The following is a 24,044-nucleotide window of genomic DNA, read 5'->3' as shown; positions in this document are numbered from 1 at the left end:
GCCGGCACCTTCTCCCCGCTGGGGAGAAGAGACTTGTGGCAGACCACTCGCTCCGATCTTCCCTTCTCCCCAGCGGGGATAAGGTGACCCGAAGGGTCGGATGAGGGGGCCGCACGCTACAACGAACAAGATTGACCAACCCAAGGAGGACCAACATGAGCACCGGATTTTTCGGCGATATTCAGAAGATCAAGTATGAAGGCCCGGAGAGCACCAATCCGCTCGCCTTCCGTCATTACAACAAGGACGAAGTCGTTCTCGGCAAGCGCATGGAAGACCATCTGCGCTTTGCGATCGCCTATTGGCACACCTTCACCTGGCCGGGTGGCGACCCTTTCGGTGGTCAGACCTTCCTGCGCCCGTGGTTCGAAGACACGATGAAGGCTGCGAAGCTGAAGGCTGATGTGGCCTTCGAATTCTTCTCGCTGCTCGACGCGCCCTATTACTGCTTCCACGATGCCGACGTGCGCCCCGAAGGCCAGAACTTTGCCGAGAACACCAAGAACCTGAACGAGATCGTCGATTACTTCGCCGAGAAGCAGGCCGCGACCGGCACCAAGCTGCTCTGGGGTACGGCAAACCTGTTCTCCAACCGCCGCTACATGTCCGGCGCTGCGACCAATCCGGATCCGGATGTCTTCGCTTTCGCTGCGGCAACCGTGAAGACCTGCATTGATGCGACGCAGAAGCTCGGTGGCGAGAACTACGTTCTCTGGGGCGGCCGTGAAGGCTACGAGACGCTGCTGAACACCGACCTGAAGCGCGAACTCGACCAGCTCGGCCGCTTCCTCAACCTCGTCGTCGAGTACAAGCACAAGATCGGCTTCAAGGGCACGATCCTGATCGAGCCGAAGCCGCAGGAGCCGACCAAGCACCAGTACGACTACGATGTCGCGACCGTTTACGGCTTCCTGAAGAAGCACGGCCTCGAAAACGAAGTGAAGCTCAACATCGAGCAGGGCCATGCGATCCTCGCCGGCCATTCCTTCGAGCACGAGCTGGCGCTTGCCAATGCGCTCGGCATCTTCGGTTCGATCGACATGAACCGCAATGACTACCAGTCCGGCTGGGATACCGACCAGTTCCCGAACAACGTTCCGGAAATGGCGCTCGCCTATTATCAGGTTCTGCAGGCAGGCGGCTTCACCACCGGCGGCACGAACTTCGATGCGAAGCTGCGCCGTCAGTCGCTCGATCCGGCAGACCTGCTGATCGGCCATATCGGCGGCATGGATTGCTGCGCCCGCGGTCTCAAGGCTGCTGCGAAGATGGTCGAGGACAAGGCTCTCTCGCAGCCGCTCGCAGACCGCTACGCCGGTTGGGATTCGGCCGAAGGGCAGAAGCTCTTCCGCGGCGAATATTCGCTCGGTGAAATCACCAGCTGGGTCGAAGGCAAGGACGTCAATCCGCAGCCGCGCTCGGGCAAGCAGGAACATCTCGAAAACGTCGTCAACCGTTACGTCTGATCGACGGCTTATCGAAATACAGGCCGGGGAGCGCAAGCCTCCCGGCTTTTTCACGCGTGGACTTTGTCACTGAGGTAGTCCGAAGGCGACGAGCTGCTGGCTGAGGCGGCGGGTGTCGTAAGGTTTGGGGAAGAACACGCCGCGGATCGGCATCTCCACTTCCTGTTCGCGGATATGGCCGGAGGTGATGATGATCTCGATCGGCGGCCAGCGGTCGCGGATCGCTGCGGCCAGCATCATGCCATCCATGCTGCCCGGCATATCGATATCGGTGAAGACGATGCGGATATCGGCCCGTGCCTCCAGGATGCGTACCGCCTCATCCGCATCCGCAGCCTCGATTGCCTCGAAACCGGCTTCCTCGACGAGATCGACTGCCATCATCCGCTGTAGCGGTTCATCTTCGACCACGAGGACAGCAGGCCTTTGGGCTGCATAACCTTCCCTCATGTCATTCGGTCCTTTGCATCTGCGAGAGCGACGCGGACATGCTGACCGAGAAGCCATCGGGGCCGTAGCGGCTTTCCGTTCCGCCGGAGCCGATCAGTCCCATCTTGATCAGTTTGGAGCCGAAGCCCTTTTTGGTCGGTTCGCTGACAGCAGTGCCGCCCTCTTCACGCCAGGTGAGGTGGAAGGTAGCCGCCTCGCCGCGGCCTTCAATGGTCCAACGCACATAAACTTTACCGCCTTCGGTGGAGAGCGATCCATATTTGATGGCGTTGGTCGCCAGTTCGTGCAGCAACAGCGAGAGCGAAAGCGAGCCCTTGGCGCCGAGCGCCAGGCTTGGTCCTTCCATCGAAACCTGCTCGCCGACGCCGAGCGGTTCGACTGCCCGGGCGGCGAGATCGTGGACACTGGCGCTCAGCCAGTTGTCCTGCAGGAGAATGTCGTGGGCGCTGCTGAGGGCATGCAGCCGCCGTTCGAAATTCTCGACATGCTCGCGTTCGGCCACTGGGCGTAGCGTTTGCGTGGCGATCGCCTGGATCATTGCGAAGGTGTTCTTGAGCCGGTGGTTGATCTCGCGGTTCAGGAGGTCCTGTTCGGCCTCGGCGCGCACCCGGGCAATGGCGATCTGGATACGGTCGCCGAAGCTGCGCACGAAGGACACTTCCTCGCCCGTCCACTCGTAGGGATGATCGTGATGCACGAAGACGACGAGGCTGAAGCGGCCATGATCGAAGATCGGCACGTTGACGAGCACGCGGATATCGATCGCAAGCAGCTGCTCGGCATTGCCATCGGTGCGCGGATCGTTGCTGACATCCTCGATGATGACGGTTTCGCCGCGTTTCAGATCGTCGATGAAGCTGCCGTAGTCGCGGAAGTGGTGGAGGCCGGCAAGCGACGTGACGCCCGGCGCGCACCATTCCGGCTGCATCAGTACGGTCTCGCTGCCGGCATCGACGACGCCAAAGCCGGCGCGGCTGGCATCGAGCGCCTTGGCCATCAGATCGGCCGCGGCGATCGCCATCGATTCCACGTCGTCGAGATCGCGCAGCCGGTCGCCGAGATCAAGCAGCGCCTGAACGCGGGCAGCGGCGCGCCGCTCGATGGTCACGTCCTGTACCGTGCCGCGCAGAAGCGCCGGCCGGCCATCCGTCGTTGCCATGAAAGCGGCATGACGCGAGATCCAGCGGGTGCCGCGATGCTCGGTGTTGATACGGTATTCGACGTCGAGGGCGGCGCTGCCGTCCGCCCGCGTCGATGCGGAGGAGCGGATGCCCTGATCGTCCGGGACGACCATGTCTTCGAAGATCGAGGCCGGGTAGCTGTCGGCCACCGGCACGTCGAAGATGCGGCAGAATTCCGGGGAGACGCGCATCTGGCCGCTGGCAATATCGAGCTCGAACGTGCCGACGCGGCCGGCCTCCTGGGCTGCCATGCTCTGTTGTGCCGTGGAGCGCATCGTCGAGCTGATATGCTTCTGGCGGCGGAAGAGCTCGTCCTTGCGGCTCGATATGCGGCGGGCTTCCAGAAGGGCGGCCACCTGCCGCGACAGCGCCTGAAGGATCTTCAGCTGGTCAGGCGTCAAGCCTTCGGGGCGCGGAACAGTGTCGATGACGCAGAGCGTGCCGATGATCGTGCCGTCGTAGGTGACGAGCGGTGCGCCGGCGTAGAAGCGGATGCTGGGTGGCGCGGTGACCAGCGCGTTCGTCCGCGTCCGTTCGTCTTTCGTGAGATCGGGGATGACAAGCGGTTGCGGGCTGGAGAGTGCGTGGGCGCAGACGGATTGATCGATGGGGGTCTCGCAGGCTTCGAAGCCGACCTTTGCCTTGAACCATTGCCTGTCGGCGCCGACAAGGCTGATCAGGGCAACCGGCGTGCGGCAGGCCGAGGAGGCGACGAAGACAATGTCGTCGAATTCGGGCTCGGGAGCGGTGTCGAGAATGTCGAATGCCTCGAGCGCCTCAAGGCGTTTCTGCTCCTCGATGACGGCTGGATCGGACGTCGGCGACACTGAATCTATGGGTCCCATGTTCATCTTAGCGATCAATGATGTAGGCGGTCGGTTGATTTTTCCAGCGACGGAAACGCCGATGACCAAAATAAGTCCGGGATAGAATGAAGCTGCCGCAAACGCGGACTTTTCAGCTGAGCTGGACGCCAGCTGCCGGTGCAAACCACAAATCTCAGATTGTGCAGCCGGCGTCCGGCAAGGCAACGGCCTGGGGCGGGAATTGTTCCGCCCGGGTTAGCGTCTTTGCCAGTTTTTCGGCGGCGCGGAGACGGAATTGCGGACGACGAGATCGGGGCGCAGCAGGATTTCCGTTTCGGCCGGCCGGCCATCGCCGAGAAGCTCCAGCAACAGCGCCATCGCCTGCTTGCCGATAGCCGTGCGCGGCTGGCGGATGGTGGTCAGCGACGGGCTCATGAACACGGCCTGCGGCACGTCGTCGAAGCCGGTCACCGAGAAGTCGCGCGGGATATCGTAGCCGCGGGCATTGAGGCCGATCATCACGCCGATCGCCGTCTGGTCGTTAACGCACATGAAGGCGGTCGGCAGCGTATCGCGCATGAAGAGCTGCTCGACGGCGTGACGGCCGCTCTCGATGGTGCCGTCGCCTTCGAGAACGATCCGCGTTTCCTTGGTAACGCCGGCCGCATCGAGCCCGGCCTCATAGCCTTCGCGTCGGCGTGTGTAGGCAAGGCGGGTGCGCGAATCGCCGATGAAGGCGATCTTGCGATGGCCTTCGGCAAGCAGCAGGTCGACCGCCTTGCGGGCACCCTCGGTATCGTCGACGCCGACATAGGGAATGCCGCCGTTAAAAACTGGTTCGAAGACGCCGACGCTCGGCGGCAACCGTGCCGTCATCGTCTGGTGGCCGAAGGGCAGGATGCCGGTGAAGAGGATCAGGCCGGCCGCCTGGTTCGAGTTGAAGAACTTCAAATATTCGAGGCCGCGCTGAGCGTCGTTCTGGGTGTGGCCGATCAGGATGCCGTAGCCATGGGCGCGGGCTTCGTTCTCCAGGCCGACGAGAATATTGGAGAAATTGGGGTCGCCGATATCGGGCGCCACGACCAGGATCATGTTGGAACGGCCAAGCCGCAGGCTGCGGGCCATGGCGTTGGTCGTATAGCCGGTGATGGCGATCGCCTGATTGACCTTCAGGCGCGTCGAGTTCGCAACTTTCTCCGGCGTATGGATCGCACGGGACACGGTCGCGATGGAAACCTCGGCGATCCGGGCGACGTCTTCGATCGTTGCAGGCGTGGAATTCGACACTGGGGGCTCTGCCATGGGGCTGTCTTCGCCGCGACACTACACAGACTTGCTAATCCGTCAAAGCGGGCTTTCGCCAGATTTGTGCATATCCATGATGTAAACCTTTACATGGCCGATGTAAAGGTTTACACAAATGCTCAAGCGGTCGGGAGCCGCAGGGAGGAAATGATGAATCTGGAGACGGCCGAGACCGCACCCGTGGTGCTGTCCGCAAAGCGAATCTGTAAATCCTTCAATGGGGTACAGGTCCTCTTCAGCGTCAATTTCGATCTCCGCGCCGGCGAAGTTCATGCCCTGATGGGCGAGAATGGTGCCGGAAAATCCACTCTCGTCAAAGTTCTCTCCGGTTTCGAGCAGCCGACCTCCGGCGAAATCCTTCTCGACGGCAAGCCGATCGTGCTGCCGCCGAACGGTGGCGCCGAGGCGCTCGGCATCGTCATCATCCACCAGGAATTCAATCTCGCCGAACATCTGACCGTCACCGAGAGCCTGTTCCTCGGCCGTGAAGTGACGCATTTCGGCGTGCTCGACCGGCGCTACATGCGCAAGGAAACGCGGCGCGTGCTGGATATGCTTGGCTCGCATGTCGATGAAGACGCGCTGATCAGCACGCTGTCGATCGCCGACAAGCAGATGGTCGAAATCGCCAAGGCAATCAGCCGTGATGCGCGCGTCGTCTTCATGGACGAGCCGACCGCCGTTCTGTCGCGCGAGGAAACCAACATCCTCTTTGAGCAAGTCCGCAAGCTGCGCGACAAAGGCACCAGCTTCGTCTTCGTCTCGCACAAGCTGGATGAGGTCATGGAGCTCACCGACCGGGTCACCGTGCTGCGCGACGGCCAGTGGGTGAAGACGGCACCGACCTCGATCCTTGACGGCGAGTCGATCGCCCAGCTGATGGTCGGGCGCGAGCTTTCCAGCCTCTATCCGGCGAAGGTCGAGCCGAATGTAGATGAAGAAGTCGTCCTGCGGGTCACCGGCGTTTCGACCGGCTATGTCCAGGATGCGAGCTTCGAGGTGCGCAAGGGCGAAGTGATCGGCTTCTCAGGCCTGATCGGTTCCGGTCGCACGGAACTGATGGAGGCGATCGCCGGGTTGCGGTCACGCACGGCCGGTGAGGTGGTGATCAAGGGCGATACCATTGCCTCCGGCGATGTTCACGCCGCCAATCGCGCCGGTCTTGCCTATATGACCAAGGATCGCAAGTCGAAGGGGCTGCTGCTGCGCTCCAACATGGTCACCAACCTGACGCTGCAATCGCTTGGACAGCATGTGGCGCACGGCTATCTCAGCCCGAACAGCGAGGCGGCGGCACTTGCCAAGGCGAAGCGGCGCTTCGACATCCGCGTGCGCGATGCCAATATCGTCGCCGGCCGCATGTCCGGCGGGAACCAGCAGAAGCTGCTGCTCGCCAAGGTGATGGAGACCGAGCCCGATATCATCATCATCGACGAGCCGACGCGCGGCATCGATGTCGGCACCAAGCAGCAGATCTATCATTTCATTTCGGCGCTGGCCCGCGATGGCCGGTCGATCATCGTCGTCTCGTCGGAAATGCCTGAGGTCATCGGCCTCTGCACGCGGGTCTGCGTCATGCGCGAGGGGCGCATCGTCGGCGTGCTCGAGGGCGACGAGATCTCGGAACAGGAAATCATGCGCTACGCCGCGGGGCTGAAGAGGAAGGCCGCCTGACAGTTTCAGGCGCCGCATCGCTTCGCGGTTTCAACGATAAGATACCCACAGGGTTTGGGTCGGGAGGTTGGTTTTGACTACTGATATCAACGAGGAGACCAGGCAGATCCGGCGCCGCTCCTGGCGGGATGTCGATCTGCGCGCAGTGGCGCCGTTCGCAGCCTTGATCCTGCTTTTGATCGTCGGCGCGCTCGTCAATCCGAACTTCATCGGCATCACCAATCTCGCCAATGTCGCGACCCGCTGTGCGTTCATCGCCATCATCGCCGTCGGCGCCACCTTCGTCATTTCGGCCGGTGATCTCGATCTCTCGGTCGGCTCGATGGTGGCTTTCGTCGCCAGCCTGATGATCCTGCTGCTGAATTCGGGCGTCATCGCCGACCCGACCATGATGCTCGTCGTCGCCGTCGTCTTTGCTGTTGTTGCCGGTGCGCTCTGTGGACTTGCGAATGGCCTTATCACCACGGTCGGCAAGATCGAACCGTTCATCGCGACGCTCGGCACCATGGGCATCTATCGTGGCCTGACGACCTGGCTCTCGCAGGGCGGCGCGATCACGCTGCGCTCGCCGGAAATCCAGACGCTGTACCGCCCGGCCTATTTCGGCAGCATTCTCGGCGTGCCGGTTCCGATCGTCGTCATCCTCGCGGTCACTGCCGTTGCGGCCTTCATTCTCTATCGCACGCGCTACGGACGCCATGTCGTCGCCGTCGGTTCGAACAGCGATGTGGCGCGCTATTCCGGCATCGCCGTCAATCGCGTCCGCACCATCGCCTTCGTCATCCAGGGTCTCTGCGTGGCGATTGCCGTGCTGCTCTACGTGCCGCGTCTCGGCTCGACCTCTGCGACAACGGGCATCCTCTGGGAGCTGCAGGCGATCACCGCCGTCGTTGTCGGCGGCACGGCGCTGAAAGGCGGGGCAGGGCGCGTCTGGGGCACGATCTGCGGTGCCTTCATTCTCGAACTCGTCGGCAACATCATGCTGCTGTCGAACTTCATCAGCGAATATCTCATCGGTGCGATCCAGGGCGCGATCATCATCATCGCCATGCTGGTACAGCGCTCTCTGGTCCGGAAGGGATAACGGACCTCAACAGGAATTGGCCGGGCTCACAGGGCGTCCGGTTCACGGGTAGGAAAGTCCCTGAAGTTATGTTGGGAGGAGAATAGCATGCGCAAACTCATGTTGGGTCTTGCCGTTGCGGCCGTCGCTGTGGCGGGTTCCGCATACGCACAGGACAAGAAGTTCACCATCGGCGTGTCCATTCCGGCCGCTGACCATGGCTGGACCTCGGGTGTGGTCTTCCATGCCGAACGTGTCGCCAAGAAGCTGATGGAAGAACATCCGGGCCTGAACGTCATCGTCAAGACCTCGCCGGATGCCGCAAGCCAGGCAAACGCCGTGCAGGACCTCGATACGCAGGGTATCGACGCTCTCGTCATCCTGCCGTCGGATCCGGATCCGCTGGTCAACGCCATCAAGGAAGTCAAGGGCAAGGGCAAGTATGTCGCTCTCGTCGACCGTGCACCGTCCACCAACGACGACTCGGTTCGTGACCTCTACGTTGCCGGCAACAACCCGGCGCTCGGCGAAGTCGCCGGCAAGTACATTGCCGCTCAGACGCCGGATGCACAGGTCGTCGTTATCCGCGGTCTGCCGATCCCGATCGATCAGCAGCGCCAGGACGGCTTCGACAAGGGTATTGCAGGCTCCAACGTCAAGGTTCTCGACCGCCAGTACGGCAACTGGAACCGCGACGATGCCTTCAAGGTCATGCAGGACTACCTGACGAAGTACCAGAAGATCGACGTCGTATGGTGCCAGGACGACGACATGGCTGTCGGCGTTCTCCAGGCCATCGAGCAGGCCAAGCGTACGGACATCAAGTATGTCGTTGCCGGTGCAGGCTCCAAGGACATGATCAAGAAGGTCATGGACGGCGACAAGATGATCCCGGTCGACGTTCTCTATCCGCCGGCAATGGTCGGTACGGCTATGGAACTGACGGCTGCCGGTCTCTACGACCAGGTACCGGTTCGCGGCACCTTCGTTCTTGATGCGACGCTCGTCACCAAGGACAATGCCAAGGACTTCTACTTCCCGGATTCTCCGTTCTGATCATTCGTATCGGATGCGCCCATTCGAAAGGATGGGCGCATTTTTTATGTCTTCAGGTTGCATGCGGACGAATTTGCGGCACGTACCTCTTGCAGCTGTCGGTGAGGCGTGTTTAGTTCGCCTACCGTTTGACTTCCGGCTTTCCAGCCACATCTGCCGCAAGTGCGTGGAGGCGCCTTGCTTCCGCCAGAAGCGTGTTGAAGACTACCATAAACGTTTACGGTCGCTAATCAGGGAGGATTTCTGACATGAAGACGATCAAGGGGCCAGGCCTGTTCCTCGGCCAGTTCGCAGGCGATACCGCGCCTTTCAACTCATGGGATGCAATCACCAAATGGGCGGCCGACATCGGCTACAAGGGCGTGCAGGTTCCGACCTGGGCGAGCCAGCTCATCGACCTGAAGAAGGCCGCAAGCTCCAAGGATTATTGCGACGAATTCGCCGGCAAGGCGCGTGAAAACGGCGTCGAGATCACCGAGCTTTCGACACACCTGCAGGGTCAGCTCGTTGCCGTTCATCCGGCCTATGACGAAGCCTTCGACGGTTTTGCGGCACCCGAAGTGCGCGGCAATCCGAAGGCGCGCCAGGAATGGGCTGTCGAGCAGGTCAAGATGGCGCTGACGGCGTCGAAGCATCTCGGCATCAAGGCGCATGCGACCTTCTCGGGCGCGCTTGCCTGGCCGTTCATCTATCCCTGGCCGCAGCGCCCGGCCGGTCTCGTCGAGACCGCCTTCGACGAGCTTGCCAAGCGCTGGACGCCGATCCTCAACCATGCCGAAGATTGCGGCGTCGACGTCTGCTACGAAATCCATCCGGGCGAAGACCTGCATGACGGCGTCACCTTCGAGATGTTCCTGGAGCGCGTGAAGAACCACAGCAGAGCCAACATGCTCTACGATCCCTCGCACTACGTTCTACAGTGCCTGGATTATCTCGACAACATCGACATCTACAAAGACCGGATCAAGATGTTCCACGTCAAGGATGCCGAGTTCAACCCGACCGGCCGCCAGGGCGTTTACGGTGGCTATCAGGGCTGGGTCGAGCGCGCCGGCCGCTTCCGCTCGCTGGGCGACGGTCAGGTCGATTTCGGCGCCGTCTTCTCGAAGATGACTGCCAATAATTTCGACGGCTGGGCCGTGGTCGAATGGGAATGCGCGCTGAAGCATCCGGAAGACGGTGCCCGTGAAGGCGCCGAATTCGTCAAGGCGCACATCATCCGCGTGACCGAGAAGGCGTTCGACGACTTTGCCGGCAGCGGTACCGATCAGGCAGCCAACCGGCGCATGCTGGGGATTTAAGACAAGACCCCTCCCCAACCCCTCCCCACAAGGGGGAGGGGCATCGGCGAGTTTGGCCATCGTGCGAGGCAGCGCCGCGAATTTTCTCCTCCCTGTGGGGGAGATGCCTGGCAGGGGGGACTTTTCGCGAGATTAGATTTCGAGGAGGACACAATGGCAATCGAAGCATCAAACGAACAGACCCGCGAGCCGCGCATCCGGCTCGGCATGGTCGGCGGCGGGGCTGGCGCATTCATCGGCGCGGTACACCGCATGGCCGCTCGTCTCGACGATCAATATGAACTGATCGCCGGCGCCTTGTCGTCGACGCCGGAAAAGGCGCAGGCCTCCGGCCGCGATCTCGGTCTCGATCCGTCGCGCACCTATTCCAGCTATCGCGAGATGGCGATCCGCGAAGCGAAGCTTAAGAACGGCATCGAGGCTGTCTCGATCGTCACGCCGAACCATGTGCATTACGACGCCGCCAAGGAATTCCTGCGCCGGGGCATCCACGTCATCTGCGACAAGCCGCTGACCTCGAACCTGGCCGATGCCAAGAAGCTGAAGAAGATCGCCGACGAAAGCGGTGCGCTCTTCATCCTGACGCATAATTACACCGGCTATCCGATGGTCCGCCAGGCGCGCGAAATGGTCGCCAATGGCGAGCTCGGCGATATCAGGCTGGTTCAGGCTGAATATCCGCAGGACTGGCTGACCGAGGCCGTCGAACAGCAGGGCGCCAAGCAGGCCGTCTGGCGCACCGATCCGGCACAGTCGGGTGCAGGTGGCTCGACGGGCGATATCGGTACGCATGCCTATAATCTCGGCTGCTTCGTTTCCGGTCTGGAGCTCGACAGCCTTGCCGCCGATCTCGACAGCTTCGTCGAAGGCCGCCGTCTCGATGACAACGCGCATGTGATGCTGCGCTACAAGGCGAAGGGCAAGGAAAAGCCGGCCAAGGGCATGCTCTGGTGCAGCCAGGTGGCGCCAGGCCACGAGAATGGTCTGAAGGTTCGTGTCTACGGTACCAAGGGCGGTCTCGAGTGGGTTCAGGCCGATCCGAACTATTTGTGGTTCACGCCCTTCGGCGAGCCGAAGCGGCTGATCACCCGCAACGGCGCCGGGTCGGGCGCCGCTGCGGCGCGCGTTTCGCGCGTTCCCTCCGGTCATCCGGAAGGCTATCTCGAAGCCTTCGCGACGATCTATACCGAGGCGGCGCTCGCCATCAACGCCGCCAAGAAGGGCAAGCCGGTCGACAAGGCCGTGGTTTACCCGACCGTCGATGACGGCGTGAAGGGCGTGGCCTTCGTCGAAGCCTGCGTTGCCTCCTCGAAGAAGAACGGCGGCTGGGTCAAGGTCTGATTGCAGGCCCATAGCTGATCATTTGAGCGCATTCCCTCCAATCTTAGGGAATGCGCTCATTCGCGTTTAAGGGGATTATGAAAGAAGAAGGGCGCAACCATTTGGGGAGGCCCGATGACATTCTCTGTCCGCTATCTGACGTGCATCCTGGCGCTTGGCGCCGTTCCTGCTTCGGCGCAGCAGGCTTTCGTGCCTGGCGTAAGAGTGCCCGGCACCATCAACATCCAGTCCAGCCTGTCGATGACCGTTCCGGCCGATATGAGCATGAACCCGGCAGAGCAGATCGAGGTGGCGCAGAAGGCGTTCTATGCGATGGCGCAGCGCCAGTGCCAGCTGGTGCTCGATACTCTCGGCGAGACCTGCCAGGTCACCAATCTCACCAATAATGCGGATTTGAACCGTTCCGGTGGCAGCTTCATCAGTGTGCGCGGCACGGTCACCATGGCGGTGAAGCTGAAAAACAGCGCGCAGAAGCCGTGATCTCTGCTGGCTGAAGCGCGCGCCTCAGCCAGACAGGATTGCCGGTCAGGCTGCGATGGCAGCCTGCTTGCGCTTCAAGAGCGCATCGACGCTGAATGAGCCGGCGCCGGCAGCGACGAAATACAGCATGACGAAGCAGAACAGGATGGCGGCGACGCCGCCATTCTGGGCCGGATAGAAGCTCTTTGGCGCATGGGCGATGAAATAGGCGGAGGCCATCAGGCCCGAGAGAACAAAGGCTGCGGCGCGCGTCTTGAAGCCGATCAGCACCAGAAAGCCGAGCACGAGTTCCAGCATGCCGGCGATCCAGGACATCGAGCCGACGGGCGGCACGCTCGCGGCGGCCGGGAAATGCAGGATCTTCTGCGTTCCATAGCTGAAGAGCACGAGCGACGAGACGATGCGCAGCAGGCTGAGAAGATGGGGCTGCAGCAGGTGGATGGAGGCGAGCATCGGGTTCCTTTCGTTGTAATCTCCCATTCCGCTCTCACCCGGCACACCGCCGATCTCAAGTCACGTCTTCTGACATCAGCGTTATCGCGTTGCGAGCAGCGCGGGCCTTCGACCGGCACACGCCTTGATTTGACCCATTTGCCCGCCTAGATTGAAGCCATCCGCAATACCAACAGGATGTGTGCCACCATGGATTTCACCCAGATCGCAATGCCGTCTCGCCTTGCCATCCGGGAGTTCTCTATCCATGCCTGCCTCCATCACCATTTCCAATCTCTCGTGGTCGACGCCTGACGGCAGACCGCTTCTTTCCCATCTCGATCTGAGTTTCGGTGCCGAACGCACAGGGCTTGTCGGCCGCAACGGCGTCGGCAAGACGACGCTGCTGAAGCTGGTGGCCGGCGAGTTGCAGCCACTGTCGGGCAGCATCGCCTTTGCTGGACGCTTCGGCATTCTCCGCCAGGTGGTTCAGGTCGAGGCCGGGGCGGCGGTCGCCGATCTCTTCGGTGTGCGGGAGACGCTTGCCATCCTCGCCCGCGCCGAGCGTGGGGAGGCGACCGGTGACGAGCTTGCGAACGCCGACTGGACGCTGGAAGCCCGCATGGCCTCGGCGCTCGAACGCGTCGGGCTCGATGCTGTGCCGGAGACCGGCCTCTCGTCGCTCTCCGGCGGGCAGCGCACGCGCGCGGGGCTTGCGGCCCTGGTCTTTTCCGAGCCGGACTTTCTGATCCTCGACGAGCCCACCAACAATCTCGACCGCGATGGCCGGCAGGCGGTGATCGGCCTTCTGCGCGACTGGCGCGGCGGGGCTCTGGTCGTCAGCCATGACCGCGAACTGCTCGACACGATGGATGCGATCGTCGAGCTGACGACGCTCGGCGCCAAGCGCTATGGCGGCAACTGGAGCGCTTTTCAGGAGCGCAAGGCTATCGAGCTTGCGGCCGCCGAACATGATCTGGCGGATGCGGAGAAGCGGGTCGACGACGTCGATCGCAGCGCGCAGCTGGCCGCCGAGCGCCAGGCCAGGAGCGACCGTGCCGGGCGGGTGAAGGCGGCGCGGGGCGACATGCCACGGATCTTGGCCGGCGGATTGAAGCGCAAGGCCGAGAATACGCGTGGAGACCGGGTTCGCCTCGGCGAGAAGCGCCGCGATCAGGCGCTCGGCGATGTCTCGGCGGCGCGCGGCAAGATCGAAATACTCCAGCCCTTTGCCGTCAAACTCGAGCCGACGGGGCTTCCGTCGTCTCGCGTGGTGTTGCGTCTCGATGACGTGACGGCTGGCTATGAGCCGGAGCGGCCCGTCATTCGCAATCTCTCGCTTGCTCTGACCGGGCCGGAGCGCGTGGCGATCTCCGGGCCGAACGGCTCCGGCAAGACGACGCTCCTGGCGCTGATCACCGGCACGCTGAAGCCTTGGGCGGGGACGGTCTCCGTTCCTGCCGGGCATGCCTTCTTCGATCAGACCGTCAGCCTGCTCGATCCCAAGTTCAGTGTCCGCGAGAACTTTCGCAATCTCAATCCCGGTGCGGATGAGAATGCCTGCCGGGCGGCGCTGGCGCGGTTCATGTTCCGGGCAGACGCGGCATTGCAGCAAGTCTCGACATTGAGCGGCGGACAGCTGCTGCGCGCAGGTCTTGCCTGCGTGCTCGGCGGACCGAAGCCGCCGCCGCTGCTGATCCTGGACGAGCCGACCAACCATCTGGACATCGATTCCATTGCCGCCGTCGAAGCCGGGCTGGCGGCATATGACGGCGCGCTGCTCGTCGTCAGCCATGACGAAGTGTTTCTCGACAATATCGGCATTTCCCGCCGTCTGCTCCTGCCTGATGGAAAAGAGCAGCTGTGACCGACGAAGCGGTTCTTCGTGTCGACGCTAGTGAAGAATCTATCTGTAACGTTGCAGTTTTGACATTCAAGGCCTGTACAAGCCATTCCGGCTTGGCTAAACCGCCGCCAACGATGGCCGCGCCGGCCGACCTGACCAGCAGTAGAGACGGAAAACAACATGATCGATCCGAAGCTTCTCGCGGCCCGCTTCCCTGGCGATTTCACCTTCGGTGTGGCGACAGCCGCCTTCCAGATCGAGGGTGCCTCCAAGGCTGACGGCCGCAAGCCGTCCATCTGGGACGCCTTCTGCAACATGCCCGGCCGCGTCTATAACCGGGATAATGGCGATATCGCCTGCGATCACTACAACCGCCTCGATGAAGACCTCGACCTGATCAAGGATATGGGCGTTTCGGCCTATCGTTTCTCGATCGCCTGGCCGCGCATCATCCCCGACGGCACCGGCCCGGTGAACGAGGCCGGTCTCGATTTCTACGATCGTCTCGTCGATGGCTGCAAGGCGCGCGGCATCAAGACCTTCGCGACGCTTTATCACTGGGACCTGCCGCTGCTGCTCGCCGGTGACGGCGGCTGGACGGCGCGCTCGACGGCCTACGCCTTCCAGCGCTATGCCAAGACCGTCATGGCCCGCCTCGGCGATCGTCTGGATTCGGTTGCGACCTTCAACGAGCCCTGGTGCATCGTCTGGCTCAGCCACCTCTACGGCATTCACGCGCCGGGCGAGCGCAACATGCAGGCGGCGCTGCACGCCATGCACTACATGAACTTGGCACACGGTCTCGGCGTCGAGGCGATCCGCTCGGAGGCGCCGAATGTTCCCGTTGGTCTCGTACTCAACGCCTCGTCGATCATTCCGGGTTCCGACAGCCCGGCTGATCTTGCCGCTGCAGAGCGCGCCCATCAGTTCCATAACGGCGCCTTCTTCGATCCGGTCTTCAAGGGTGAGTATCCGAAGGAATTCGTCGAGGCGCTCGGCGACCGCATGCCCGTCATCGAGGACGGCGATCTCAAAATCATCAACCAGAAGCTCGATTGGTGGGGTCTCAACTATTACAAGCCGGACCGCGTTCATGACGACGCGTCGAAGAAGGGCGATTTCCCCTGGACGACGGAAGCTGCACCCGCAAGCGACGTGAAGACCGATATCGGTTGGGAAGTCTATGCGCCGGGCCTCAAGCATCTGGTCGAGGACCTCTACCGCCGCTACGAGCTGCCGGAATGCTACATCACCGAGAACGGCGCCTGCGACAATACCGATGTCGTCAATGGCGAGGTGAATGACACGATGCGCCTCGACTATGTCGGCGACCACCTCGATGTCGTCGCCAACCTGATCAAGGACGGCTATCCGATGCGCGGCTATTTTGCCTGGAGCCTGATGGACAATTTCGAATGGGCGGAAGGCTACAAGATGCGCTTCGGCCTCGTCCACGTCGATTACAACACCCAGGTCCGCACCGTGAAGAAGAGCGGCAAGTGGTATCGCGAGCTCGCCGGCCAGTTCCCGAAGGGCAATCACAAGACGGCCTGAGCGGAGCTTCCGTTCTACTCTGGAGTTTATCGAAAATTGCTGAAATCACCCCTGGGTTTCAGGGGTGGTTCTGGCCTCCCGAACGAGGGCCGGAAATCGGTTTCTGATGCCGGTTTTTCCGCTTCGAAGCGCCGATCAAGCGGCGTGCCATGACTACAAAATGTGCAGTAAAGTCAGCCGCTTCCGGTGTTCTGGGGGCGGCTTTTGCATAGATAGCGAAATTTATTTGTAAAACACGTACTGATTAATCGTTTTGCCGTGATTTTTAACAGTTTCTTGAAGGCTTGACTGTCACAGTCCCTGCCATCGGGGAGCAATGAATGCCTAAGTCAATCGGGCAAAAAAATCAGGCCTTGGGGATAGGCCGGCACACGACCGTCACGGGCGTGCTGCTGACCTTCGCCGTCATCGTCGCGATCGTCACTGTGATGATCCTGACTGCCATTTCGCGCGTTGCAGACAATGCCAATGTGCTCGACGACGAGCGATCGCGGGAAACGACTGCCGGTGCGCTGAAGACCTTCGAGGAACAGCTCGGCGCGACACTCAACGATTATGCCGCATGGGATGATGCCGCCACCAATGTCTATGCCAAGGATGGCATGGCCTGGACGGTGAGCAACTACGGCGAGATGTCCGTCAACAGCTCGCTGTTCGATATGGCGATCGTCATCGATGGCGACCGCAAGCCGCTGATGATCTATCGCAACGGCCAGCCGATGGACGGCAAGCTCGACGATTTCTTCGCGCCGTCGCTGTGGGCGCTGTTCGACCAGGCGCGTGCCGCCGGAGCGGACAAGCCGGAAGCCGTCGGTTTCGTCGGTACGAAGAGCGGCATTGCCGCAGCCGGTATCGCGCTCGTGCGTGAAAAATCCGGCGCGCTGGACAAGTCTGCCGATCAGCGCCGCTACCTTATCTTTGCCCGCCATCTCGACGATGAGAAGGTGAAGGGTCTCGGCGAGACCTATGTGATCCATGGCATGAAGCTGGTGCCTGCGGATACACCGGCTAAGTATTCCGTCAATATCGACGATGCCTCGGGCGTGACGCTCGGCAAGCTCGTCTGGACGTCACGTTCGCCGGGCGATATCGGCTACGATCAGGTGCGCCCGACGGTGGTCAAGGCGCTCGGTCTGGTCGGCCTGTTCTTCGCCGTGCTGCTCGTCATCGGCTGGATGGCCGGGCGGCGTATCAAGGCCGAGGAGATCGGCGCGCGCGAGGAAGCGCTGCGCGACCGGCTGAGCGGCCTCTGGAACCGTGACGGTCTCGGCGTCGCCATCGACGCGATGGTCGAGGAAGCGCAGCAGGCCAAGAAGAACATCCTTATCCTCTATCTCGATCTCGATGGCTTCAAGGAAGTCAACGACAGCTATGGCCATGGTACTGGCGACCAGCTGATCCGCGCCGTCGCTGCGGGTCTCAAGGTGCTGATCCCGCCTCACGCGGTTCTCGCCCGCATCGGCGGCGACGAGTTCGCCATCGCCTTCCACACCGATGGCGGCAATGCTGAAGCGTTGCAGCTTTCCGAGCAGATCCTCGATTTCCTGGCGGAGCCGCTGGAAATCGGCCGCCGCGTCGTCGTCATCGGCGCCAGCATAGGGATCGCGATGTCGCCAGAGGGCGCCGTCGGCCGCGAGGAATTCGTCCGCCGCGCCGATCTCGCGATGTACAAGGCCAAGGAAGCCGGCCGGGCTCGGATGATGCTCTACGATCCGGCGATGGATGCAGACCGCGAGGAGCGCAATGCGCTTGAAATCGATCTTCGCGCCGCCATCGAAAGCGGCGACCTGACGCTGGCCTATCAGCCGCTGATCGATGCCGAGACCTATGAGATGAACGGGGTCGAGGCGCTGGTGCGCTGGAACCGTCCGGGCTTCGGGCCGATCTCGCCTGACGTTTTCATTCCGGTTGCCGAAACCAGCGGTCTGATCGAAGCGCTCGGCCTCTTCGTGCTGCGCAAGGCCTGCGAGACAGCCAAGCAATGGCCGGAGCTGCGTATATCGGTCAACGTCTCGCCCGGCCAGTTCCGCAACCCGGCCTTCACCGATTATGTCCGCTATGTGCTGAAGCAGACGGAGATCGAGGCGTCGCGCGTGACGCTGGAGATCACCGAAGGCTACATGATCCAGAACCCGCAGCGCACCCGCCAGTCGATCGAGCGCTTGAAGACGCTCGGCGTGAAGGTGGCGCTTGACGATTTCGGGTCCGGCTTCTCGTCGATCGGCTATCTCCGCCAATTCGGCTTCGACCGCATCAAGATCGACCGCTCGCTGGTCGATGGCGTGACGGAGAGCGAAAGCCAGCGCGAAATGCTGCAGGCGACCGTGGCGCTCGCCCGCTCGCTCAACATTCCTGTTACGGCAGAAGGCATCGAGACCGAGGCCCAGGCGGTTGCCGTCAGGCTCTTCGGTTGCGACAGCCTGCAGGGCTACTATTTCAGCAAGCCGGTTCCAGCCGACAAGATCAGCGACATGCTGGAGACGCGGCGGGAAGAAAACAGCAAGCCGCGCCGGACCAGCGCGGCCTAAAAGCTATTCGCAGCTAAAGTTTACGTGCCGATATGCTTCTGGCCGCGCTTCTTGGCGAGCGCGATCTGGTGCTGCCGCTGGCGGTAGCGGAGACGGTCTTCCTCGGTGCGCGTGCCGTAGCAGTTGCTGCAGGAAACGCCTTCCTCATAGTGCGGCGAGGTGATCTCCTCGGCGGTGATCGGGTTGCGGCAGGCGTGGCAGAGCTTGTGCTCGCCTTCCTTCAATCCGTGCTCGACCGAGACGCGCTCGTCGAAGACGAAGCAGGCGCCCTCCCAGAGGCTCTCTTCCTGCGGCACTTCCTCGAGATATTTCAGGATGCCGCCCTTGAGGTGGTAGACCTCTTCGAAGCCCTGCTCCTTCATGAAGGCCGTGGCCTTTTCGCAGCGGATGCCGCCGGTGCAGTACATAGCGATCTTCGGCTTGTTGTGCAGGCCGGTATTGTTGCGCACCCATTCCGGAAACTCGCGGAAGGTCTTGGTCTTCGGATCGACCGCGCCACGGAAGACGCCGATTGCCGTCTCGTAGTCGTTGCGGGTGTCGATGACGATCGTGTCGGGATCGGAGATCAGGGCGTTCCAGTCCTGCGGCGCCACATAGGTGCCGACGACCTTGTTGGGGTCGATATTCTCGACGCCCATGGTGACGATCTCTTTCTTGAGCTTCACCTTCATGCGCAGGAAAGGCATCTTCGATGCACGGCTTTCCTTGTGCTCCAGGCCGGCGAATTCCAGCTGGGCGCGCAGATAGGCAAGCACCGTCCTGACACCGTCGTCCGGACCGCCGATCGTGCCGTTGATGCCTTCATGGGCAAGCAAGAGCGTTCCCTTCACGCCGTTTTCCTCGCAGAGCGCCTGCAAGGGGTCGCGCAGGGTTTCGAAGCGCGGCACGGAAACGAAATGATAGAGCGCCGCCACCAGGAACGGGCTGGATGTAGTGATGCTGTCGGTCATGGGCGGTGGAAATACAGAATATGACGCTCCTGCGCAATGACATTACGCGGGAGCGCGGCGCCCTCATGGCGTTGGTCACGGGGTTGCATGCTTCGAAAGACGCGTCTTCCATTCTTCATAGGAACGCATACCGAAGGCAGGATCCGGCTCATCGTCGAGCACGCTCAGCAATTCGATGGAATGCTTGTCCGGATCGTCAAAATACAGCGAGAGCGCGGGCACCCAGCCGATGACGATTGGCTCGGAGACCGGCTCGCCATGGAAGCCGCGAACGTCAATACCTTTGCTCTTCAGCAGAGCGGGTGCTCGAAACATCTCCTCCTGTGATAACCGAAAGGCGATGTGCAGACGCATCCTTATTGGCGCTGTGCCGGTTTCCCAAAGGCCAAGCATGGCGTTCTCTTTGCCGTTGACCCAGAAGAAGGCGATCCGCCGTTCCGGGAATTCGGCCGCGAGCTCAAGGCCCAGTATATCGCGATAGAAGGGAATGGAGATTCTCAGATCGGCAACACTGAGATGCGTTTCGTAGATGCCCTGGATTTGCGGGACTGTCGCATTGTTGGCAGGCATGATTTCCTCGGTCAGGATTTTTTTGACCGAGCCAACCTAGGACCTCAAGTAATATTGAGGTCAACAGCGCCGCTTCATTTTCTCAGTGAATTCCAGAGCAGCCCGACGCGCCTGGCTTCCTCGTCGGGGCTGTCGGCGAAGATCTCTTCGGCCTGCGCGAGCGCCAGGCGCCGGTCTTCCTGCTGCCTGCGGATGATGGCGTCGAGGAGATGGGCGAGGTCGTCGCTGCGGGTGAACAGCTGCGGTTCGGCCTCGACGAGATCGCTGAGAACGGAGAGGTCGTGGACATGGCCGAGGCGGTCGACCAGTTCCTTGGCGGCAGCGCGCTTCGCCTTCATCGCGGATGGCCAGAGCGGAGAGAGCAGCCCGTGATGGGCGCGGTAATCCTGCGTGCGCTTGCGGAGTTCGTGGAACGCGCTGTCCGAGGCTTCGCCATGGCAGGCGTCGAGCGCCTGATGCGCCTTTGCTGCCGTGCGCTTCCAGCTGTTGGCGACGAGTTTGGCGGCTTTACTTGGGCTTGACGGAAAGGATATGTCGTCGAGGGCCCAGAGGGCGTGCTTGAGGGCTTCCGATGTTTCCCGGAGCTTCGCCTCAATGCCGGCTTCGGCCTCGGTCATCCAGTTCCGCCGCGTTTCCAGAATGGCTGCGATGCGATCCAGCGAGCTTGCCTCTTCCGGGTCCGGTGCGTGCGACTTGAGATAGCGAACGGTCTCGATCAGCGCTTCGGCATCGCGGATGGCGGACAGCGATCGCGCCATCTCGCGCAGCCTCTCATTCTCCTGCTTCTGGAATTTTCGCGCGTCTGCCGCAACCAGGCGGTAGAGCGAGCGCACCTTTTTCAGGTTCTTGCGGAAGGCGTGGATTGCCGGGTGCGTGCCCTCGGGCCGCTGCTCGATGACATCGCGCGCAGCCTGCAACTCGCCGGCGGCGGCTTCTCTGAAACTCTTGGTGAAATCCGCGTCAGGCCGAATGCGGAAGGGCATGCCGGTCGTACTGGTATTCGGTCGCCAGCGCCTGGTTCGAATAGCGGAAATCGCCCGTCACCTCGCGACCGAGCCAGGCCGGAAGGGGCGGGGCATCGCTTTCGGATTTCATCTCGACTTCAGCGATGATGAGACCGCGATGCGGCCCTCCGAAGACATCCACTTCCCAGACGAAGCCTTCGTGGGGCACGCGGTAGCGGGTCTTCTCGATGACGATGCCGATGGCGCTTTCCATCAGTTCTTCGGCATCTGCAACGGGGATGTTGTATTCGAATTCGTCGCGGGTCATGGAGCTGCGGCCGATCTTCATCGTCAGCCGCGCACTCTCTCCGTCGAGGACGCGTACCCGCACCGAGCGGTCGTCCATCGAGGCGACATAGGCCTGTTTGAGGATTGCTTTCGATACGGCTTTGGCGCGCCATCCATCGGTGCGTACCAGAAACTTCCGCTCGATTTCCTTCGCCATTACAGTGAACCTTTTGTGACGACGGGGCTAAGCTAGCGCAAAAAAATAATCGTTCAAACCCATTTATGCCAAAGATCGCTTTAGTCTCGACAAAGTGTACCCTTGGGCGTATGCCGAACCCGAATTTCAATCGTTTCAAAGGACCGTGGCCATGGGCGAAAAAACACAAAAGCTCCTTTCCATCCTCAAACTGCAGCCTGTCGTTCCGGTGCTGATCATCGACGACGTGAAGGCCGGTGTTTCGCTGGCCCGCGCGCTGGTCGCGGGCGGCCTGAAGGCGATCGAGATCACCATGCGCACGCCGGTTGCTCTCGATGCCGTCCGTGCCGTTGCCGAAGAAGTCGAAGGTGCCGAAGTCGGCGCGGGCACGATCCTCAATGCTGCACATTGGGAAGCTGCCGTCGCTGCCGGTTCCAAGTTCATCGTCAGCCCGGGCGCAACACAGGAACTGCTCGATGCGGCTGCCGACTCCCACGTTCCACTGCTTCCGGGTGCTGCCACCGTCAGCGAAGTCATGGCGCTTCGCGAAGAAGGCTACCAGGTCCTGAAGTTCTTCCCGGCCGAACAGGCTGGTGGCGCCGCTTACCTGAAGGCGCTTTCCTCGCCGCTCGCCGGCATGATCTTCTGCCCGACCGGCGGTATCTCGCTGAAGAACGCCAACGACTACCTGTCGCTGCCGAATGTCGTCTGTGTCGGCGGCTCGTGGGTCGCGCCGAGGGAACTGGTCGCCGCAGGCGACTGGGCAGGCATTACCAAGCTCGCCGCCGAAGCCGCAGCGCTCAAGGCCTGACATTTTATTGATCGCTATTGATGCAGGCGGTTTGCGCCTGCATTTGTATTTACAGTTGCAGTTCCTATCTTCATCCCAGCCTCAAAACAGGGAGAAGACGGGGAATGTTCGACGCAAAGAAGCTTCTTGACCAGTTCCTGGGATCGCAGATTCCAGGTGTCGGCGGTTCGGTTCGCGACCGCGCAGGCGGCGCCGTGCAGATGGCCAAGGACAATCCTTGGAAGGCCGGAGCGCTGGCAACCGTGCTGCTTGGCACCAAGACCGGGCGCAGCATTGCCGGCAATGCGCTGACGATCGGCGGACTGGCCGCGATCGCCGGCCTCGGCTACCAGGCCTACAAGAATTATCAGGCGGGACAGGCGCCCGCCGCTCCTGCCGAGCCCGCCCGACAGCCATCCACGCCGCTCGTTCTGCCGCCCCCTGTCGATTCCGGTTTCGGTCCGCAGTCGCCGGCGGGCAGCAACGAATTCGTGCTGGTGCTGATCCGGGCAATGATCGCCGCAGCCAAGGCCGACGGCCATATCGACAATGGCGAACGGGCGCTGATCATGGACAAGATGAAGGCCGCTGATGTCAGCGGCGAAGCGGTCGCCTTCATCGAGAAGGAGCTGGCGTCTCCGACCGATCTCGACTCGCTGATTTCGGCTGCGAAGACCGAAGAGCAGAAGGTGGAGCTCTACACCGCCTCGCGTCTGACGATCGAGCCGGATTCGCGTGCCGAGCGTGGTTATCTCGATCTGCTCGCCGGACGCCTCGGTCTTCCCGATGCGCTCGTCGATCATATCGAGGCGACGGTGTCGTCGGCCAAGGTCACGCTCTCGCAGTGATGGCTTTGCCTCAGTGACAATAGGGCCGGTTGCCTTTCCGGGGCGGCTGGCCTATCCACTCTTCGACGAGAGGAGTGACGATGCGCGATCTTTCCACCTACAAGGTTTCCGCCCCCGGCTATGTGACGCTCAAGGGCCGTTATGTGACGGTCGAGCCCTTCGTGCGCGATGAGCATCTGCAGGCGCTCTGGGACGGGCTTGGCGGCATGGGCATCAATCCGCTGCTTCTCTATTTCTCGCAGGACGATTTTGGTGGCATCGAGGATTTCGGCGCCTGGCTCGACAACGCCAAGAAGGGCGGCTGGCTGACGCATATTTTCCGCGACAACGCCACCGGCAAGATCGTCGGGATGGCGAATTACATGCGCGCGGATGCTGCAAACGGCGTCGTCGAAGTCGGCGGTGTGGCGCATGGCGCCGATATGAAGCGCTCGCCGCTGTCGACTGAAGCGCATTACCTGATGGCCAAGCACGTCTTCGAAGATCTCGGCTATCGCCGCTACGAATGGAAGTGTGACAACAACAATGAGCCGAGCAAGGTCACGGCCGCCCGCTACGGCTTCACTTTCGAGGGCGTTTTCCGCCAGCACATGATCTCCAAGCGCAAGAACCGCGACACCGCCTGGTTCTCGATGATCGATAGCGAATGGCCTGGTATCAACGACGCGTTCGAGGCATGGCTCGCCCCTGAGAATTTCGGATCCGACGGCAAGCAGAAGCGCCGCCTCGAGGACATCCGTGCCGATCTTGAAAAGGAAAGGCTTGTATGAGCCCGGAGAGCCGTTCTCAGGCGATTGCCGCCGCCGTCATTCTGCTTGGCGCGGGGCTCGTCATCTATTTCCTGCCGAGCCTGGTGCTCTGGATTGGCAAGTATTCTCCGCCACTGGCTTTTGCCGTGGGCGCCGTGCTGCTCCTCGGGTTCTTCGTGATCTTCTGGCTGCGCGCCCGCTATCAGCGCAACAAGGGCCGCTGAGC

Annotated in this window: 22 protein-coding genes; 14 read left to right on the top strand and 8 right to left on the bottom strand. The window is 61.7% G+C overall.

Features of this window, described 5'->3' with window-relative positions:
* Window positions 1-155: 155 nt before the first annotated feature.
* Window positions 156-1,466, top strand: coding sequence for a xylose isomerase (gene xylA / locus ACEN84_RS06285; protein ID WP_130282251.1), 1,311 nt, complete (start codon window positions 156-158; stop codon window positions 1,464-1,466).
* Window positions 1,467-1,532: 66 nt separating this feature from the next.
* Here xylA and ACEN84_RS06280 read toward each other — a convergent pair whose 3' ends face one another.
* From ACEN84_RS06280 to ACEN84_RS06270, 3 genes are all read right to left on the bottom strand, one after another.
* Window positions 1,533-1,916 (bottom strand): response regulator, encoded by a 384-nt coding sequence (locus tag ACEN84_RS06280; protein WP_130282249.1) that lies wholly within the window; start codon window positions 1,914-1,916, stop codon window positions 1,533-1,535.
* Window position 1,917: 1 nt separating this feature from the next.
* Complete coding sequence (locus ACEN84_RS06275; RefSeq protein WP_413710318.1) at window positions 1,918-3,942, bottom strand: GAF domain-containing protein; 2,025 nt, start codon at window positions 3,940-3,942, stop codon at window positions 1,918-1,920.
* A 216-nt stretch (window positions 3,943-4,158) separates the two neighbouring features.
* A complete protein-coding gene (locus tag ACEN84_RS06270) occupies window positions 4,159-5,190 on the bottom strand; it encodes a LacI family DNA-binding transcriptional regulator (protein WP_413711269.1) in 1,032 nt (343 codons plus the stop codon).
* Between the two features lie 168 nt (window positions 5,191-5,358).
* On the opposite strand from ACEN84_RS06270, the gene ACEN84_RS06265 reads away from it, so the two are divergent.
* The 6 genes from ACEN84_RS06265 (at window position 5,359) to ACEN84_RS06240 (ending at window position 12,123) form a co-directional block, all read left to right on the top strand.
* Entirely contained in the window at window positions 5,359-6,882 is a 1,524-nt protein-coding gene (locus ACEN84_RS06265) for a sugar ABC transporter ATP-binding protein (RefSeq protein WP_130282246.1), read from the top strand.
* Window positions 6,883-6,955: 73 nt separating this feature from the next.
* Entirely contained in the window at window positions 6,956-7,966 is a 1,011-nt protein-coding gene (locus ACEN84_RS06260; protein WP_413710317.1) for an ABC transporter permease, read from the top strand.
* 87 nt (window positions 7,967-8,053) lie between these two features.
* The gene (locus tag ACEN84_RS06255; protein ID WP_112385616.1) at window positions 8,054-9,001 is read left to right on the top strand and encodes a substrate-binding domain-containing protein; all 948 of its coding nucleotides are present in this window, start codon (window positions 8,054-8,056) and stop codon (window positions 8,999-9,001) included.
* 248 nt (window positions 9,002-9,249) lie between these two features.
* On the top strand, window positions 9,250-10,302 hold the full coding sequence (locus ACEN84_RS06250) for a sugar phosphate isomerase/epimerase family protein (protein WP_112719761.1): 1,053 nt from the start codon (window positions 9,250-9,252) through the stop codon (window positions 10,300-10,302).
* Between the two features lie 153 nt (window positions 10,303-10,455).
* Complete coding sequence (locus tag ACEN84_RS06245; RefSeq protein WP_199628942.1) at window positions 10,456-11,643, top strand: Gfo/Idh/MocA family protein; 1,188 nt, start codon at window positions 10,456-10,458, stop codon at window positions 11,641-11,643.
* 114 nt (window positions 11,644-11,757) lie between these two features.
* Window positions 11,758-12,123 (top strand): hypothetical protein, encoded by a 366-nt coding sequence (locus ACEN84_RS06240; RefSeq protein ID WP_413710316.1) that lies wholly within the window; start codon window positions 11,758-11,760, stop codon window positions 12,121-12,123.
* Window positions 12,124-12,168: 45 nt separating this feature from the next.
* On the opposite strand, the gene ACEN84_RS06235 is transcribed toward ACEN84_RS06240, so the two are convergent.
* Entirely contained in the window at window positions 12,169-12,576 is a 408-nt protein-coding gene (locus ACEN84_RS06235; RefSeq protein ID WP_413711268.1) for a DoxX family protein, read from the bottom strand.
* A 247-nt stretch (window positions 12,577-12,823) separates the two neighbouring features.
* On the opposite strand from ACEN84_RS06235, the gene ACEN84_RS06230 reads away from it, so the two are divergent.
* From ACEN84_RS06230 to ACEN84_RS06220, 3 genes are all read left to right on the top strand, one after another.
* On the top strand, window positions 12,824-14,422 hold the full coding sequence (locus ACEN84_RS06230; RefSeq protein WP_413710315.1) for an ABC-F family ATP-binding cassette domain-containing protein: 1,599 nt from the start codon (window positions 12,824-12,826) through the stop codon (window positions 14,420-14,422).
* Window positions 14,423-14,581: 159 nt separating this feature from the next.
* Complete coding sequence (locus ACEN84_RS06225; protein WP_413710314.1) at window positions 14,582-15,955, top strand: GH1 family beta-glucosidase; 1,374 nt, start codon at window positions 14,582-14,584, stop codon at window positions 15,953-15,955.
* A gap of 320 nt (window positions 15,956-16,275) precedes the next feature.
* Window positions 16,276-18,483 carry an EAL domain-containing protein gene (locus ACEN84_RS06220; RefSeq protein WP_199628946.1) on the top strand — a complete coding sequence of 736 codons (2,208 nt, stop codon included), beginning with the start codon at window positions 16,276-16,278 and terminating at the stop codon, window positions 18,481-18,483.
* Between the two features lie 20 nt (window positions 18,484-18,503).
* Here the strand turns inward: ACEN84_RS06220 and ACEN84_RS06215 are convergent, their stop codons facing one another.
* From ACEN84_RS06215 to ACEN84_RS06200, 4 genes are all read right to left on the bottom strand, one after another.
* Window positions 18,504-19,433 (bottom strand): rhodanese-related sulfurtransferase, encoded by a 930-nt coding sequence (locus ACEN84_RS06215; protein ID WP_413710313.1) that lies wholly within the window; start codon window positions 19,431-19,433, stop codon window positions 18,504-18,506.
* Between the two features lie 75 nt (window positions 19,434-19,508).
* Window positions 19,509-20,003, bottom strand: coding sequence for a VOC family protein (locus ACEN84_RS06210; RefSeq protein ID WP_413710312.1), 495 nt, complete (start codon window positions 20,001-20,003; stop codon window positions 19,509-19,511).
* Window positions 20,004-20,077: 74 nt separating this feature from the next.
* Complete coding sequence (locus tag ACEN84_RS06205; protein ID WP_413710311.1) at window positions 20,078-20,986, bottom strand: CHAD domain-containing protein; 909 nt, start codon at window positions 20,984-20,986, stop codon at window positions 20,078-20,080.
* Window positions 20,964-21,452, bottom strand: a complete 489-nt coding sequence (locus ACEN84_RS06200) for a CYTH domain-containing protein (RefSeq protein WP_413710310.1) — start codon at window positions 21,450-21,452, stop codon at window positions 20,964-20,966. The genes ACEN84_RS06205 and ACEN84_RS06200 overlap by 23 nt, the downstream gene beginning before the upstream one ends.
* Window positions 21,453-21,603: 151 nt before the next feature.
* Between ACEN84_RS06200 and ACEN84_RS06195 the strand changes: the two genes are divergently transcribed.
* From ACEN84_RS06195 to ACEN84_RS06180, 4 genes are all read left to right on the top strand, one after another.
* Window positions 21,604-22,242, top strand: coding sequence for a 2-dehydro-3-deoxy-phosphogluconate aldolase (locus ACEN84_RS06195; protein WP_413710309.1), 639 nt, complete (start codon window positions 21,604-21,606; stop codon window positions 22,240-22,242).
* A 104-nt stretch (window positions 22,243-22,346) separates the two neighbouring features.
* The gene (locus tag ACEN84_RS06190) at window positions 22,347-23,069 is read left to right on the top strand and encodes a tellurite resistance TerB family protein (RefSeq protein WP_413710308.1); all 723 of its coding nucleotides are present in this window, start codon (window positions 22,347-22,349) and stop codon (window positions 23,067-23,069) included.
* Between the two features lie 80 nt (window positions 23,070-23,149).
* Window positions 23,150-23,839 (top strand): GNAT family N-acetyltransferase, encoded by a 690-nt coding sequence (locus ACEN84_RS06185; protein WP_413710307.1) that lies wholly within the window; start codon window positions 23,150-23,152, stop codon window positions 23,837-23,839.
* Entirely contained in the window at window positions 23,836-24,042 is a 207-nt protein-coding gene (locus ACEN84_RS06180) for a hypothetical protein (RefSeq protein WP_112719749.1), read from the top strand. Before ACEN84_RS06185 ends, ACEN84_RS06180 begins: the two co-directional genes overlap by 4 nt.
* The last annotated feature ends 2 nt before the right edge of the window (window positions 24,043-24,044 follow it).

Origin of the sequence: Rhizobium sp. Rhizsp82 (assembly GCF_047325115.1) — a bacterium.
GTDB lineage: Bacteria > Pseudomonadota > Alphaproteobacteria > Rhizobiales > Rhizobiaceae > Rhizobium.
The sequence above is the reverse complement of the archived record's forward strand: the minus strand, read 5'-3'. Positions and strand labels throughout refer to the sequence as shown.

Excerpts from the sequence above, each read along its gene's own strand:
- xylA (WP_130282251.1), top strand. The coding sequence starts at position 156 with ATGAGCACCGGATTTTTCGGCGATATTCAGAAGATCAAGTATGAAGGC.
- ACEN84_RS06280 (WP_130282249.1), bottom strand. The coding sequence starts at position 1,916 with ATGAGGGAAGGTTATGCAGCCCAAAGGCCTGCTGTCCTCGTGGTCGAA.
- ACEN84_RS06275 (WP_413710318.1), bottom strand. The coding sequence starts at position 3,942 with ATGGGACCCATAGATTCAGTGTCGCCGACGTCCGATCCAGCCGTCATC.
- ACEN84_RS06265 (WP_130282246.1), top strand. The coding sequence starts at position 5,359 with ATGAATCTGGAGACGGCCGAGACCGCACCCGTGGTGCTGTCCGCAAAG.
- ACEN84_RS06255 (WP_112385616.1), top strand. The coding sequence starts at position 8,054 with ATGCGCAAACTCATGTTGGGTCTTGCCGTTGCGGCCGTCGCTGTGGCG.
- ACEN84_RS06250 (WP_112719761.1), top strand. The coding sequence starts at position 9,250 with ATGAAGACGATCAAGGGGCCAGGCCTGTTCCTCGGCCAGTTCGCAGGC.
- ACEN84_RS06245 (WP_199628942.1), top strand. The coding sequence starts at position 10,456 with ATGGCAATCGAAGCATCAAACGAACAGACCCGCGAGCCGCGCATCCGG.
- ACEN84_RS06240 (WP_413710316.1), top strand. The coding sequence starts at position 11,758 with ATGACATTCTCTGTCCGCTATCTGACGTGCATCCTGGCGCTTGGCGCC.
- ACEN84_RS06235 (WP_413711268.1), bottom strand. The coding sequence starts at position 12,576 with ATGCTCGCCTCCATCCACCTGCTGCAGCCCCATCTTCTCAGCCTGCTG.
- ACEN84_RS06230 (WP_413710315.1), top strand. The coding sequence starts at position 12,824 with ATGCCTGCCTCCATCACCATTTCCAATCTCTCGTGGTCGACGCCTGAC.
- ACEN84_RS06225 (WP_413710314.1), top strand. The coding sequence starts at position 14,582 with ATGATCGATCCGAAGCTTCTCGCGGCCCGCTTCCCTGGCGATTTCACC.
- ACEN84_RS06220 (WP_199628946.1), top strand. The coding sequence starts at position 16,276 with ATGCCTAAGTCAATCGGGCAAAAAAATCAGGCCTTGGGGATAGGCCGG.
- ACEN84_RS06215 (WP_413710313.1), bottom strand. The coding sequence starts at position 19,433 with ATGACCGACAGCATCACTACATCCAGCCCGTTCCTGGTGGCGGCGCTC.
- ACEN84_RS06210 (WP_413710312.1), bottom strand. The coding sequence starts at position 20,003 with ATGCCTGCCAACAATGCGACAGTCCCGCAAATCCAGGGCATCTACGAA.
- ACEN84_RS06205 (WP_413710311.1), bottom strand. The coding sequence starts at position 20,986 with ATGCCCTTCCGCATTCGGCCTGACGCGGATTTCACCAAGAGTTTCAGA.
- ACEN84_RS06200 (WP_413710310.1), bottom strand. The coding sequence starts at position 21,452 with ATGGCGAAGGAAATCGAGCGGAAGTTTCTGGTACGCACCGATGGATGG.
- ACEN84_RS06195 (WP_413710309.1), top strand. The coding sequence starts at position 21,604 with ATGGGCGAAAAAACACAAAAGCTCCTTTCCATCCTCAAACTGCAGCCT.
- ACEN84_RS06190 (WP_413710308.1), top strand. The coding sequence starts at position 22,347 with ATGTTCGACGCAAAGAAGCTTCTTGACCAGTTCCTGGGATCGCAGATT.
- ACEN84_RS06185 (WP_413710307.1), top strand. The coding sequence starts at position 23,150 with ATGCGCGATCTTTCCACCTACAAGGTTTCCGCCCCCGGCTATGTGACG.
- ACEN84_RS06180 (WP_112719749.1), top strand. The coding sequence starts at position 23,836 with ATGAGCCCGGAGAGCCGTTCTCAGGCGATTGCCGCCGCCGTCATTCTG.